At 52.3% G+C, this 13,577-nt stretch carries 11 protein-coding genes; 9 read left to right on the top strand and 2 right to left on the bottom strand.

Going from position 1 to position 13,577, the window contains the following annotated elements; translation table 11 throughout:
- Window positions 1-533: 533 nt before the first annotated feature.
- The 5 genes from MHH78_RS26990 to MHH78_RS26970 all read left to right on the top strand — a co-directional run bounded on the left by MHH78_RS26990 (window position 534) and on the right by MHH78_RS26970 (window position 6,577).
- Window positions 534-3,281 (top strand): GH36-type glycosyl hydrolase domain-containing protein, encoded by a 2,748-nt coding sequence (locus MHH78_RS26990; RefSeq protein WP_341169428.1) that lies wholly within the window; start codon window positions 534-536, stop codon window positions 3,279-3,281.
- A gap of 145 nt (window positions 3,282-3,426) precedes the next feature.
- Window positions 3,427-4,311 (top strand): hypothetical protein, encoded by an 885-nt coding sequence (locus tag MHH78_RS26985; protein WP_341169427.1) that lies wholly within the window; start codon window positions 3,427-3,429, stop codon window positions 4,309-4,311.
- A gap of 106 nt (window positions 4,312-4,417) precedes the next feature.
- Window positions 4,418-5,509, top strand: a complete 1,092-nt coding sequence (serC, locus tag MHH78_RS26980; protein ID WP_036722639.1) for a 3-phosphoserine/phosphohydroxythreonine transaminase — start codon at window positions 4,418-4,420, stop codon at window positions 5,507-5,509.
- A gap of 195 nt (window positions 5,510-5,704) precedes the next feature.
- A complete protein-coding gene (gene trmL, locus MHH78_RS26975; RefSeq protein WP_036697752.1) occupies window positions 5,705-6,169 on the top strand; it encodes a tRNA (uridine(34)/cytosine(34)/5-carboxymethylaminomethyluridine(34)-2'-O)-methyltransferase TrmL in 465 nt (154 codons plus the stop codon).
- 153 nt (window positions 6,170-6,322) lie between these two features.
- Window positions 6,323-6,577, top strand: a complete 255-nt coding sequence (locus MHH78_RS26970) for an AbrB/MazE/SpoVT family DNA-binding domain-containing protein (RefSeq protein WP_036697751.1) — start codon at window positions 6,323-6,325, stop codon at window positions 6,575-6,577.
- A 386-nt stretch (window positions 6,578-6,963) separates the two neighbouring features.
- On the opposite strand, the gene MHH78_RS26965 is transcribed toward MHH78_RS26970, so the two are convergent.
- Together MHH78_RS26965 and MHH78_RS26960 are read right to left on the bottom strand one after the other, a co-directional pair.
- Window positions 6,964-8,031, bottom strand: a complete 1,068-nt coding sequence (locus MHH78_RS26965) for a phosphodiester glycosidase family protein (protein ID WP_076079778.1) — start codon at window positions 8,029-8,031, stop codon at window positions 6,964-6,966.
- Window positions 8,028-8,435, bottom strand: a complete 408-nt coding sequence (locus MHH78_RS26960; RefSeq protein ID WP_036722356.1) for a hypothetical protein — start codon at window positions 8,433-8,435, stop codon at window positions 8,028-8,030. Before MHH78_RS26960 ends, MHH78_RS26965 begins: the two co-directional genes overlap by 4 nt.
- A gap of 370 nt (window positions 8,436-8,805) precedes the next feature.
- On the opposite strand from MHH78_RS26960, the gene MHH78_RS26955 reads away from it, so the two are divergent.
- The 4 genes from MHH78_RS26955 (at window position 8,806) to licT (ending at window position 13,572) form a co-directional block, all read left to right on the top strand.
- Window positions 8,806-9,462 carry a response regulator transcription factor gene (locus MHH78_RS26955; protein WP_340991942.1) on the top strand — a complete coding sequence of 219 codons (657 nt, stop codon included), beginning with the start codon at window positions 8,806-8,808 and terminating at the stop codon, window positions 9,460-9,462.
- Window positions 9,463-9,529: 67 nt separating this feature from the next.
- Window positions 9,530-10,747, top strand: coding sequence for an aminotransferase-like domain-containing protein (locus tag MHH78_RS26950; protein ID WP_076079779.1), 1,218 nt, complete (start codon window positions 9,530-9,532; stop codon window positions 10,745-10,747).
- Between the two features lie 267 nt (window positions 10,748-11,014).
- Window positions 11,015-12,472, top strand: coding sequence for a glycoside hydrolase family 1 protein (locus tag MHH78_RS26945; protein WP_341169426.1), 1,458 nt, complete (start codon window positions 11,015-11,017; stop codon window positions 12,470-12,472).
- A 248-nt stretch (window positions 12,473-12,720) separates the two neighbouring features.
- Complete coding sequence (gene licT / locus MHH78_RS26940; protein WP_209872925.1) at window positions 12,721-13,572, top strand: BglG family transcription antiterminator LicT; 852 nt, start codon at window positions 12,721-12,723, stop codon at window positions 13,570-13,572.
- The last annotated feature ends 5 nt before the right edge of the window (window positions 13,573-13,577 follow it).

The following is a 13,577-nucleotide window of genomic DNA, read 5'->3' as shown; positions in this document are numbered from 1 at the left end:
GAATTCGGCAAAAGTCGGCAAACGAGCTAAATAAAGAGCACTAGTGCACCTGAAATCGGCCAAAGTGGGCAAATGAGTTAAATGAGGAGCACAAGTGCACCTGAATCCGGCAAAAGTCGGCAAATGAGCTAAATGAGGAGCATTAGTGCACCTGAAATCGGCCAAAGTGGGCAAATGAGCTAAATAAGGAGCATTAGTGCACCTGAATTCGAGGAATGTGTGCTAGTTGAGCAAATGTGGAACCCTGTTCGTACTTGTTACAAATAGCTTAATATTGTGGTTTCGTAAATTTTCGTTACTAAAATAGTGTTAATGTAATAAAATTACAATTAAATGTGATTCTCTGAGTTTTAGAGTATTAATTTTGCACATTAATCTCTGCTCATAAGTCACAAATAACGCTTTACAAAGGGAAATAACGGTGTGATAATGAAATCGAAACCGATTTCGGAAAGCGGTACCGGGCTTTGCGATTATGTGGTCATACGCAATCAAGAATACGTCTGCTGTTAGGAACAGGGAGGATGAATGTATTGAAGGAGCAATCAAAGGTGTCAAGATCAGGCTGGAGCTTCACCGGGAATAACGGGGACTTTCGACTGGAGCAGCCGGACCGGAGCAGCTTTTTATATTTTCCGCTGGTGAATGAAGGGGGCATGATGTCCTCGGTCAGTCCTAAGCTGCATGGTCAGGCCACTTCGGGCCATAATACCTTTCTGACACCGCCAATCTCCGTGGAGGATCTGCATAACTCCCGCGCCTCGCGCAATTTCTGGGTGTACATTGAAGGCAAGGGCGCCTGGTCGGCTGCCGGCAATTCTGCACGGCAGAATGCGGCGTTCTATGGCGAAGCAGCAGATGAATCCTTGCTGGAGGCAGGACTTCTGTGGCATCGGGTGACGCGGGAGAGTAAGGAGCTGGGGCTGAGAGCGGAGATCACGAGCTTCGTACCCTGCGGCAACGACAAGGTTGAGCTGATGAAGGTGGTACTTACGAACAGCGGTACAGAGGCGCTTACGCTGACATCTACAGCGGCTATTCCGTTGTATGCGCGTTCTGCGGATGATCTGCGCGATCACCGACATGTCACCTCGCTGCTGAACCGGATCTATACTTCAGCGTATGGTGTAGAGGTACAGCCTGCGCTGTCCTTCGACGAACGCGGCCACCGGGTGAATCATACTTCGTACGGGGTATTCGGGGCTGGTGAGGGCGGAGCGCTGCCAACCGGATTATTCCCGGTGCAGGAGGAATTCATCGGCGAGGGCGGGAGCTTGGACTGGCCGGAAGCGGTCGTGAACAATCTGGCGCCGCCGATTAGGGAAGATGGCGGAGTGCCTTGGGAAGGATATGAGGCGCTGGGTGGTTTGCGGTTCGCCGCAATCACTTTGGAGCCGGGTCAGAGTCATTCTTATGTCGTAGTCATGGCGATTGACAATGATAGAATCGATGTGCAGGCGCTGATGGCCAAATATGGCTCTGCTGCGGATTTTGACGCGTTGCTTGATGAGAATAAACGCTTCTGGGCGGATAAAGTCAATACGGTAGAATTCCATACTGGAGATCATGCCGCCGACGAATGGATGAAATGGGTCACATTGCAGCCAGTGATGCGTAGACTATACGGCAACTCGTTCCTGCCTTACCACGATTATGGCAGAGGGGGACGCGGCTGGCGCGATCTTTGGCAGGATTGCCTGGCTCTATTGATTATGGAGCCTGCGGATGTGCGCAGCCTGCTGCTGAACAACTATGCCGGAGTGCGAATTGACGGCAGCAATGCGACGATCATCGGACAGCAGCCGGGCGAATTCATTGCCGACCGCAACAATATACCCCGGGTCTGGATGGACCATGGAGCGTGGCCGTTCCTGACCACCATGCTATACCTGGATCAGAGCGGGGATCTGGACTTCCTGCTGCAGGAACAGACCTACTTCCGCGATACCTTCATGAACCGCTGTAAGGACCGCGATGCCTCCTGGGAGCCGGGTGCAGGAAGCAGTCTGCGGACGAATGCGGGCGAAGTCTATACAGGTACTATTCTGGAGCATATCCTGCTGCAGAATCTGGTTCCTTTCTTCAATGTGGGTGAGCATAACAACATCCTGCTGGAAGGAGCGGACTGGAACGATGGCCTCGATATGGCAGCGCAGCGGGGCGAAAGTGTCACCTTCACAGCCTTCTATGCCAGCAACCTGCTGGATCTGTCCAAGCTGCTGATTACCCTGAAGGAACGCACTGGCGGAGATACACTGGAGCTGGCAGAAGAGATGGTGTTGCTGCTTGACTCGCTCGGCCAAGCTGTCGATTATGAATCGGTGACGGCCAAGCATGAGCTCCTCAGCCGCTTCTATGCTGCCGCACCGAATAAGGTAAGCGGGGTAAGAGCCGTTCTGAAGCTTGAAGAGGTTGCAGCAGATCTTGCCCGTAAGGCGGAATGGATATTCGATCACCTGCGCCGCAATGAATGGGTAGAGAGCGGACACGGTGACGGCTGGTTCAACGGCTATTATAATAATGACGGTGAACGTGTAGAAGGGGAATGGGCGGAGAGCACACGGATGACGCTTACCGGTCAGGTCTTCCCACTCCTCGGCCACGCTGCTGCTCCAGAGCAGATTCCTGCGATCATCTCTGCGGTAGAGCGCAATCTGTACGATGAGAAAATCGGCTACCGTCTGAACAGCAACTTCGGCGGCATTCAGCAGAATCTGGGCCGGGCATTCGGCTTCGCCTTCGGACACAAGGAGAACGGAGCCATGTTCAGCCACATGACCGTTATGTACGGCAATGCGCTGTATAAGCGCGGATACGTCAAAGAAGGCCGCAAGGTGCTGGATTCACTGTATAACCTGAGTGCGAACTTCGAGGTGAGCCGGATGTATCCCGGAATTCCGGAATATATCAATGAGCAGGGCAGAGGAATGTATACGTATCTGACAGGCTCGGCAAGCTGGCTGCTGCTGACGATGGTGACCGAGGTGTTTGGCGTCAAAGGCAAGCTCGGCGACCTGCTGCTGCAGCCGAAGCTGGTGAGTGAACAGTTTGACGGCGATAAGAGCGCCTCGATTAAGACTATCTTTGCCGGACGCGAGCTGAAAGTCGTCTATATGGCCTCTGGAAGCACGGAATACGGAGAGTATCAAATACACGCAGCCCGCTTGAACGGGGCTGAGGTAACGCTTCAGCGCGTCTCAGAGGGTGCTGTGATTCCACGCAGCCTGTTGACAGACCTGCCTGAAGGAGAAATTCATCTGCTGGAGGTAGAGCTGGCCTAAAGCCGGAGCTGCTGAATTCTATCGCCTGCTCTGCCGGTCCTCGCGGAGCAGGCATTTTAATATCCAAATATCCCGTATAGAATGGGCATGGAAATGCTATGATAGGATGTGCTGCGTCCAACCAGGACAGAAAGGAAAGAGATCAATGACACGTATACTATCCAATGGAGTACTGACCGTAGAGATTGCTGATGTGGGAGCCTATGGAGGCACCCGTTTTGACTGGACGGGATTTATTACAGGAGTGAAGCTGGAGCAGGGAGGACATACCTTTTGCGTTCCGGAAAGTCTGGTGCCTGGGCAGGGTACGGGAGGGATAGGCCTCTGCAATGAGTTTGGCATTTCCCGGGCAATTGGCTATGAAGATGCTGCTCCTGGGGAATGGTTCCCCAAGCCCGGCATCGGGCTGCTGCAGAAGCAAAGTGATGAGCCTTATTCATTCGTCGGGGAGTATCCGCTTAAGCGATTCCCGATCACAGAAGAGTGGAACGGAAACTCGGTTACATACACTGTGCAGCCGCTGGAATGCCGGGGCTACAGCATGCGGCTGGTCAAGACATTGAAGCTTGAAGATAACCGGCTGGATATTTCCTATAGGGTAGAGAATACAGGGACCGAAGCGCTGCGGATTGAAGAGTATATTCATAATTTTGTCGGCATTGATGGGGCGCTCGTAGGGACGGATTATGAGCTTAGGCTGCCGGGAACGCCCCAGATCGTGGCCCCGGAATCGGCGTATACGGAGAATTTGCTCAGCATAGACGGGAATAGCCTGACATGGGCCGGGGAACCGGACCGCCAATTCTATTGCAGACTCGAAGGCTGGGAGCAGGCGGAGGCGGACTATTACTGGGAGCTGATCCATAAGCCTACTGGGGCCTGCATCAGAGAGAGCGGAGATTTCGCTGCTGAGCGGATTGCGCTGTGGGGAGACAAGCATGTAATTTCACCCGAGGTTTTTGCAGACATCACTATTTTACCGCGTCACAGCAAGGGTTGGAGCCGCAGCTACCTGTTTTCAGCCTCCTGATTGCGGCCTAGCTTACCTCATATGTGAATAATTATACTTGCTGGTGTTTATCGTTATCTGCTATCATAGCGATATCCATATTCATAGGAGAGAAAGGGTGGGAGTTATTTTGAGCAAGAGAGCATACAATTTTAATGCCGGTCCGGCCGCATTGCCGCTGGCAGTATTGGAACGTGCACAGGCGGAGTTCGTTGAATTCCGGGAGAGCGGAATGTCCATTATGGAGATGTCGCACCGCGGGGCGATATACGAATCCGTGCATAATGAAGCTCAGGAACGCCTGCTTTCGCTCCTCGGCAATCCGCAGGGCTACAAGGTATTGTTCATCCAGGGCGGAGCAAGCACACAGTTCGCCATGGTTCCGATGAACCTTATCGCTGAAGGCCAGGTCGGCAGTTATGTCATGACAGGAAGCTGGGCGGACAAAGCCCTGAAGGAAGCCAAGCTGACAGGCGGCGGTCATGTAGCCGCATCCTCCGCAGACAAGAAATTCCTGGCTATTCCTGAGCTTAGCAGCATCAAGGCTGCGGACAATGCCGCTTACCTGCATATCACCTCGAATGAGACGATTGAAGGCACGCAGTATGCACAGTATCCTGATGCCGGTAACATTCCGCTGGTTGCCGATATGTCCAGTGATATTCTGAGCCGCGACTTCGATGTGAACCAATTCGGTCTGATCTATGCCGGTGCACAGAAGAATCTCGGACCGTCGGGCGTTACCGTAGTGATTGCCAAGGAAGAGCTGATCGCAAGTTCTCCGGCGAATATTCCGACGATTCTGCGGTATGATACTCATTACAAGAACAACTCTCTCTACAATACGCCGCCATCCTTCTCTGTATATATGGTTAACGAAGTGTTAAAATGGATTGAGGAACAGGGCGGGCTTGCCGGCACTGAAGCCAAGAACCGTGACAAAGCAGGTCTCCTGTATGATTATATCGACGGCAGCGACGGCTTCTACCGCGGAGTTGCGGAAGAAGGCAGCCGTTCCATCATGAATGTAACGTTCCGGATGCAATCGGAGGAGCTGGAGAAGCAGTTCATCAAAGCTTCCGAAGCGGAAGGCTTTGTCGGCCTCAAGGGACACCGCAGCGTAGGCGGCTTACGGGCTTCGATCTACAACGCAGTCCCACATGAGAGCGTTAAGGCGCTGGCTGATTTCATGAAGCATTTCCGGCAAACTCAAGGGTAATGAAAGAACGTTCCTGACCTTCCGCCTTGCAGCGGAAGGTTTCTTCTTGCCCGCAGCCAGGATCATAGAGCCCGGCCTGTGTCCGGCCTGTATCTGCAAGCAGCATCAAGAATACATCACAGGGCCATGGAGGACACGGCGGATACTTACTCCGCCGCACTCCTTAAGACCCTACAGAGAGGAAGCATTCGTATTATGGCATTACACATTGTGCTGGTGGAACCGGAAATACCGGCGAATACCGGCAATATCGCCCGTACTTGTGCGGCCACAGGAACCCATCTCCATCTCGTGCACCCGCTGGGCTTCCGCACAGACGATGCTACACTGAAGCGTGCCGGACTCGATTATTGGCATGCAGTGAATATTGAATATCATAATTCCTTCAGTGAAGTATTGGAGAAGTATCAGGAAGGGCGGTTCTTCTACGCGACCACCAAGGCCAAGAAGCGCTATAGCGATTTCGCCTTCCGGGATGGAGACTTCTTCGTGTTCGGGAAAGAAACCAAGGGGTTGCCGGCAGAGATCCTGGAGGCTGGTCAGGAAACGGCGATGCGGATGCCGATGAGCGAGGCGGTCAGATCGCTTAATTTGTCTAATTCGGCAGCGATTGTGGTCTATGAAGCGCTCCGGCAGCTCGATTTCCCACAACTTTTCTAAAAGTTGACATCATTTTTTATTTTTTTCAGCAGGATTCGACATTTTAGTAACGAAATAGTTGATTAGTGCCGAAGAAAGTAATAGGGTACGTGAACTTGGATGTCAGAAATGGCACTACTAATCATAAGTTGAACAGGAGAGTGTAAGTTAGATATGAAACCTGCTGGCGTTGTACGTAAAGTAGATCAGCTGGGTAGAATTGTTCTGCCTAAGTCTCTGCGTAAAAGGTATCAAATGAATGAAGGTGATCCTGTAGAAATTCTTGTTCAGGGCGACCACATTATTCTGGAGCGTTACCGTCCGAAGTGTGTCTTCTGCGGATCTATGGAAGGCGTAAGCGAATATAAAGACCGTTACATTTGTTCAAGCTGCCTTACCGAGATGACCCAACTGCCAAAACACGCGTAAGCGTAGAGCGCATCAATTATCTACATAGGGTAAAACGCGTAAGCGCGTCTTATAACATGGATGCTGGTCGGACTCGGCTTCAGTGAATAGTGAAGAACACAAAAAGAGCGCCGCACACATCAGTGCGGTGCTCCTTTTTGTGGTATACGTCCATCAGATTGTTCGCGGAGGGCGGGTCACAGCCCCTTAGTCTTGTCGTCGTTGTAGGAAGAAGTAAGAATACCAGCCAGAAACAGTACAAATACCAGGGTCACGATCCAAAAAGTCAGGGAGAACGACATGCAGGCACCTCCATTATTGACGATCTTCGTTACCCTGAGTATACCCTTTTAATCTGTAAAAATAAATGAAAATGTGATATTTAGCATTGACGGTTATACTCGGAATTACTTGAAGAACAAGAAGTTGGTTGGGACGCGGCGCAAATTGCCGTCGGAAGGCTTGTTAATGACCTTGCCGCGGAAAATCATGGACGATGAGCCGCCGCCGTCCAGGTTATAAGCATCGATGACGCCGAGATTGTACAGCTTATCCTGCAGCTCAGCCAGTGTGGCTCCCGAGTCACCGTTCTCGTTATATCCGTCAGCGACCAGAATCAGCAGCTGATTATCCTTGTAGTTACCGATGATGGTCCGTGGTGCCCGCTTCGGGGCCAGCTGCCATTTCAGCGGAATGGCTGTCTTGCTCTGATTCTTCAGCAGCACAGGGACGAAGGTTGCTCCGAATACCGGCTCCAGCTGATCGAGCTGGTCACGACTGGTGAATTTGCCGCCGATCAGCTGGCCGGATTTGTTCAGGCCGACGAAGCTGAGATCCTTGTAGCTGGGCTCGAAGCCGTACAGATATTCTCCGCCGACGATGGTGGTCGAGAGCGGATAACGCTTGCCGTTCTGATCAGCGAAGCCGCCGGCATTAATACCGGCCGAGGCACCGTAGCGGTTTACGGCCTGCAGTGTGGTCTCGGAAGCGCCCGTGCCGTCACCGGCCAGGCTCATCTTCATGGCTGAGGTATCCTTTAGCTTAATCTTCATTGCGTATGCTGTATAATTGCCGGGGTTCAGCCGGTATAATTCAATGGTAATCCGGTCGCTGCTGATCACATCGGCAGGAATGCCGAGACGGGAACTAATCCGGCGGTTGTAGATCCGCTCAGGACGGGAGGTCTGGGCCGTTGCTGTGCTGACCAGTGCGTTCATAGCGTTCGTGGTCTGCTTGTAGAGCTGTGCGCTGGTGCCGATAGAGTCTATGGTGTAAGCGGCATAGCTCTTGGCCACAGCCAGGTCCTGCTTCAATTGTGCGGTTTCATTCACGGGTCCGGGGTCAGCTGCGAAGGGGGCGGTATTCAGCTTAAGCTCAAGCGGAGGCTGGTACAGCCACAGACAGAGCAGCAATCCGAACAATGGAGCGGTCAGGAGCATGAAGAACCGGTTCACTCTTTTGACAGGAGTCATCATTTCAGCAGATCCATCTCTTTCTTGAGCGTATCAAGCTGTTTCTTGACCTCGCTTAATTGCGTGTACAGCTTGTTGCTGTTGTCCGTCTTGTTACTGGCATTATCCTTGGTGAAGGTCAGCAGTTCGTTGAACGTTTGCACGGTGCTCTGAAGCTCCTTCACTTGTTCTGACAGGACGGCAATCTTCGACTCGTAGTCGGTCTTCAAAACGGTAAGCTGCTGCTGGCTTTGAGATCCAAGCTCGCTCAGCACCTGATCCTTCAGATGATTGGTGTAGCTGTACACGGCATATACGCCGGCTGTGATCATCAGAATCCAGAACAGTAGAAACCATTTGACGGACGAGCCGCTTCTCTCTGCACTCCGGCGAGAGTGTACCCGGGTCGATTCCGCTAGCGGTTGCATTTCATCACCTCAAGCCATATTTTTCAAGATAAAGAATTTACATGTTTCGGGGTCCCCGCAAAGTATCTGAGTAAACATCGAAGCCAAAGCCTCACTTTGTGGGGTTATTTTTCAAGTCCTCATTCTATCAGACTTTCAGGTTTTTCGCAAAAGTGAAAGAGCCGCGCAGAAACGACAAAAAGTAATTGCATCCTGTTAAACTACTGCGATACAATTTCTATAGATTGGAATATCTGATGGACGTATTCAAGGTAAAAGTAGGAAGAATAGACTTATGACAGCATAGATCCTTGCTTGCGTGTTGACAGGAAACGCTTACAGCGCTTTCCATTCTGGAAAATTATATAGATAGCAGGAGGTCTGGGCATTAATGACGAAGGTCTGGCAGGTGGTCATCGTGGGATGTCATCCCACAAGTATGCTGGGAACAAAATTAATTCTGGAAGATGAGGAGGGGCTGACGGTAGACGGCATGTTCGCTACCTGGGAAGAATGTCTCGCGGGCATGGAGGAATTAAGGCCTGATCTGGTGCTGAGTGATTATCAGATGCATGACGGAACCGTAGAGCAGGTGCTGCCGGACATGAAAAAAAGCTCACCGTGCTCCCACATTATTATCATGACGGAGGAGAACGATAAGGAGATATTTCTGCCCCTGATTGAACTGGGAGCGAGCGGGGTATTGTCGAAGGGAGCCACTCCGGGTCAGCTTCTTCAGATGATCCGCGGCATCCGCGAAGGGTTCCTCTCCATTCCGCTGGAATGGATCGAAAAGGGCTTCCGTCCGGTAGCCTCCTCCAGAGGGCTGGAAGGTGTCTTGCAGCTGACACAGACGGAGATGTTCATCATGGAACGCATTGTGCAAGGAATTACATACGACAAAATCGCACTTGAAATTGAAGTCAGCCGCCGTTCGATCGATAACTACCTGCGAAAGATTTATGTGAAGCTGGAAGTATCGACAAGAGCGCAGGCAATTGAGAAGTTCGCGCTTTTCTCAAGACAGAACAAGCAAATCTACGCATAATCCCTGTATTACGACATAATGGCGTCAGGACTGGAATATTCTTAAACCAGATAAAGGGGGGAAGCGTATGAAGTATGAGTTTTCTTCGCGCGCACATACATTGTTATCTTCACCGCTGCTGAGTATCCGTAAGGAGACACGCCGGGGTACGCTGATCTCGCTGGCCGAGGAGCTCCCGGCAGAAGAATTATTTCCGCTGTCACTGCTGTCTGAGGCGGCATCTACCGTTATCTCCACAGATGCAAGTGCGCTGCAGTACGGGGAGCCTGAAGGGTATGGCCCGCTCCGCGAATGGCTGACCGGAGATTGGCTCCGCAGCAAAGGGGTGGCGGTAACCGAAGGCGGAGTGCTGCTGACAACGGGCAGCCAGCAGGCCATCGATCTGCTGTCCAGGGTGTACATCGATCCCGGGGATCATGTGCTGGTTGAGAATCCGACTTCTCCCGGTATTCTGCAGGCGCTGCGGATGCAGGGAGCCGTCATTATTCCGGTCCAGGGGGATGGGGACGGTCTGCTGCCGGATCATCTGCGGCGAACGATCCGCAGTTATAGGCCCAAGATGCTGTTCGCTGCGCCAAGCTTCACCAACCCCAGCGGAGTGCTCTGGAGCCTTGCCCGGCGGCAAGAGATTCTGGAGCTGTGTATCTCACATAATGTGCTGATCGTAGAGGATGATTCCTATGGCGATCTGCACTTCCAGCGGAGTGAGGGCCACCCCTCCAAGAAATATCCTACTCTATATGCGCTGGAGAATGTCAGCGAGGGCGGGCATGTGCTGTACATCGGCTCCTTCAGCAAGACGGTCGCGCCGGCGCTGCGGACGGGCTGGGCGGCGGGAAGCCGCGAGCTGATCGGCATGATGGCTGCCGCCAAGCAGATGGCGGACTGGCAGTCCAGCTCGCTGAACCAGCGCCTGCTGCATCATCTGCTCAGTGTGTCGGCCTTTGATCTGCGGGAGCATATCGCGCTGCTGAACCGCGAATACAATACCCGCCTGAAGCTGATGGCGGAGCTGCTGAAGCGTCCGGCCTGGAAGCACAGCGTGTATGACATGCCGGCCGGCGGCATGTTCCTCTGGGTATCGCTGCCTGAAGGCCTGGACGCGATGGCTCTGCTGCGGGCTTCGCTGTCCAAGGGGGTAGCCTTCCTGCCTGGTCCGCTCTGCAGTGTAAGCGGAGGCTCGGACCGCATCCGGCTCAACTTCAGCCATCCCGGCCGTGATGAGCTGCTGCTGGGAATGAACCTGATGAGTGAAGCGGTGACCGAGTTCACGGCGCGCAGCTAGGGGAGAAGGAACGGGCGCAAATATGAGCTTCACAGAAATTGAGCGGATTTTCATTTGAATTTTGCCGGATGCTATGTTAGGCTGGAGTCAATTAAATCTTCCATAAACACATCGTTTACTGGATTGTTACTGGCCGTGCCAGGCAAAACCTAAACTGATGGTGACTGATTTGAACCCGTTCGCCGGGCTCGATGATCTTGCCATAGGTTTAGGTTTTTCTGTTATATAGGCCATGCAGAAAGATCATAATGAAAAGGGGTAAGGACTATGGCTATAGTACTTAACGGATTTCCTGAGCATTTCTTATGGGGCGGGGCAACCGCTGCCAATCAGCTGGAGGGCGCTTTTGATCAGGGGGGCAAAGGGCTGTCAACCGCAGATATGATCGCCTTCGTGCCAAAGGATAAGCGCACAGGGGATCATTCCATGGAGATCTCTTCGGAGCGTATCGCCCGGATTCTTGCCGGAGAGACGGATGACTGGTTCCCGAAACGCGAAGGCGTTGACTTCTATCACCGCTACAAGGAGGACATTGCTCTATTCGCCGAAATGGGCTTCAAGGTGTTCCGGCTGTCGATTAACTGGGCACGGATCTTCCCGAACGGCGATGATGCCGAGCCTAACGAGCAGGGTCTGCAATTCTACGACGATGTATTCGATGAACTGTTGAAATACGGCATTGAGCCGCTGGTTACTCTCTCGCACTATGAGACTCCGCTCGGTCTTACACAGAAGTATAACGGCTGGGCCAGCCGTGAAGTGGTCGGCTTCTATGTGAAGTATGCTGAGACTGTATTTACACGTTACCGGAAAAAAGTGAAGTACTGGCTGACCTTCAACGAGATCAATGTCATGCTGTTCAGCCCGTATACCGGAGGCGGTATTCTTACAGACCGCGTGGAGAACAAGCTGCAAGCGGTCTTTCAGGGGCTGCACCATCAGTTCGTAGCAAGCGCCCTGGTTACCAGACTCGGACATGAGATTATTCCAGGCTCGCAGATCGGCTGTATGCTGGCCCGTATGGAGAGCTACGCGCATACCTGCAATCCGGCGGATGTACGTAAGAGACAGCAGGAGGACCAGCTGAATCTGTTCTTCACGGATGTGCATGCGCGCGGCAAGTACCCGCGTTATATGAACCGTTATTTTGCCGAGAACCAGATTGAGATTGTCCATGAACCGGGGGATGATGAGCTTCTTGCTGCGAATACAGTAGATTTCATCTCGTTCAGCTATTATATGACGCTTACGGTGTCCGCAGGTCCGGAGGGTGAGGCGACTGAAGGAAATCTGCTGGGCGGTATCAAGAACCCGTATCTGAAGGCCTCCGACTGGGGCTGGCAGATTGATCCTGTGGGTCTGCGCATTACCCTGAATAACCTGTACGACCGTTACCAGAAGCCGTTGTTCATCGTAGAGAACGGGCTAGGCGCCTATGACAAGGTGGAGGAAGACGGATCGATCCATGACCATTACCGGATTGATTATTTGCGGGAACACATCAAGGAGATGAAGGAAGCGGTTAAGGACGGCGTGGAGCTGATGGGTTATACGGCCTGGGGCCCGATTGACCTGGTGAGCATGTCGACCTCGGAAATGTCCAAGCGCTACGGCTTCATCTACGTAGACCTGGACGACACGGGAAGCGGCACGCTGAACCGCAGCAAGAAGGATTCGTTTGAGTGGTACAAGCAGGTGATTTCGTCGAACGGTGAAATATTGTAGGTGAAATGGGGCAAGCTTAAGAAGCACAGGCCTTAATAAACCGTTTTCATAAAAGTGTTGTCATATTTACAATGATATGCTAAGATGCTGCTACAGGTAGAATAACTGGATTGTTACTGTTCATTCAGGCAAAACCAGAAACGGGCACTCTTTTGATGCCGTTTTGGTTTTGCCTTTTTTAACACGATAATGTTGTATCCCCGCGCCTGCGGGGGGATTTTATTACTCTGACGGTGTAAGGTGATGGAATGAAAATTGCTAAGGTGCTCAACAACAATGTGGTCACCGTACTCGATGCCAGCGGGAAGGAACGGGTCGTAATGGGCCGCGGTATCGCCTTCAAGAAGCAGGCCGGGGATGATGTTGAGGATGCTCAGGTCGAGAAGGTATTCGCCCTGGAGAATAAAGAAGGTTCACAGAAGCTGATGTCGCTTCTCTCGGAGATCCCGCTGGAATATGTGGAATGCACCGATGAAGTGATCCGTTATGCTGAGACGGTGCTCGGGGAGAAGCTGCATGACAGCATCTATATCTCACTGACGGACCATATCCATTTCGCCATCGACCGCCACCGTCAGGGGCTTCAAATCAAGAATGCACTGCTGTGGGAAATCAAGCGGATGTACCGTAAGGAGTTCTCCATTGGACTCAAGGCGCTGCAAATTATCGAGGAACGGCTTGGGGTTTTGCTGCCGGAGGACGAGTGCGCATTCATCGCGATGCATCTGGTTAATGCGCAGATGAACGGTGAGATGCGGGAGACGGTAAGTATCACGAATATCGTGAAGGACATCTTGAATATTGTCCGGCGGAGCTTCCTGATTGAGCTGGATGAAGAATCACTCGGGTATTACCGCTTCCTGACCCATCTGAAGTTCTTTGCGCAGCGGGTGGTTCAGGGCACTCCGATGGAGGAGCGGGACCAGGATCATGCGCTGCATGATCTGGTCATGAAGCAGTACCCGGCTGCCCATGCGGTTGCGGTGAAGATAGCGGACTATTCCCGCAAGATATACAAACGGGTCTTGTCTAAGGAAGAAATATTGTATCTGACCATTCATATTGAACGGATTATCCGTAATGAGGATATAACAGAATAATGTGG

Origin of the sequence: Paenibacillus sp. FSL H3-0333, from assembly GCF_038002805.1 — a bacterium.
Lineage (GTDB): Bacteria > Bacillota > Bacilli > Paenibacillales > Paenibacillaceae > Paenibacillus_AQ > Paenibacillus_AQ silagei.
Note: the sequence above shows the minus strand (reverse complement) of the source record. Positions and strands in the feature narration are given on the sequence as shown.

Coding starts and splice junctions, on each gene's coding strand:
- MHH78_RS26985 (WP_341169427.1), top strand. CDS start 3,427: ATGACACGTATACTATCCAATGGAGTACTGACCGTAGAGATTGCTGAT.
- MHH78_RS26960 (WP_036722356.1), bottom strand. CDS start 8,435: ATGCAACCGCTAGCGGAATCGACCCGGGTACACTCTCGCCGGAGTGCA.
- licT (WP_209872925.1), top strand. CDS start 12,721: ATGAAAATTGCTAAGGTGCTCAACAACAATGTGGTCACCGTACTCGAT.
- MHH78_RS26955 (WP_340991942.1), top strand. CDS start 8,806: ATGACGAAGGTCTGGCAGGTGGTCATCGTGGGATGTCATCCCACAAGT.
- MHH78_RS26945 (WP_341169426.1), top strand. CDS start 11,015: ATGGCTATAGTACTTAACGGATTTCCTGAGCATTTCTTATGGGGCGGG.
- MHH78_RS26950 (WP_076079779.1), top strand. CDS start 9,530: ATGAAGTATGAGTTTTCTTCGCGCGCACATACATTGTTATCTTCACCG.
- trmL (WP_036697752.1), top strand. CDS start 5,705: ATGGCATTACACATTGTGCTGGTGGAACCGGAAATACCGGCGAATACC.
- MHH78_RS26970 (WP_036697751.1), top strand. CDS start 6,323: ATGAAACCTGCTGGCGTTGTACGTAAAGTAGATCAGCTGGGTAGAATT.
- MHH78_RS26965 (WP_076079778.1), bottom strand. CDS start 8,031: ATGATGACTCCTGTCAAAAGAGTGAACCGGTTCTTCATGCTCCTGACC.